This is a genomic window from Flavobacterium cupreum (assembly GCF_003996965.1).
Taxonomy (GTDB): Bacteria; Bacteroidota; Bacteroidia; order Flavobacteriales; family Flavobacteriaceae; genus Flavobacterium; species Flavobacterium cupreum.
Window position 1 is genome coordinate 1 of sequence record NZ_QWDM01000265.1, and the last position, 255, is coordinate 255.

The window sequence follows — 255 nt, forward strand, 5'->3', positions numbered from 1 at the left end:
AACCCGAAAGGGACAGTCGATGGCTAACGGGTTAATATTCCCGTACTACTAATTACTGTGATGGGGTGACGGAGTGATGAAAGCGCCGCGAACTGACGGAATAGTTCGTTGAAGTACCTACCTATAAGATCTGCAGGCAAATCCACAGATTTTGGGGAAATACGATAGTACTCGGAGTCTTCGGACAAAGAGATAGTGCGCCTAAGGGCTTCCAAGAAAAACCTCTAAACTTCAGGTAATTAGTACCAGTACCGT

General features: G+C 45.9%; 1 rRNA gene. It reads left to right on the forward strand.

Annotated features, from left to right (window positions below):
* A 23S ribosomal RNA gene (locus tag D0817_RS25550) occupies nucleotides 1-255 on the forward strand; the annotation flags it as partial.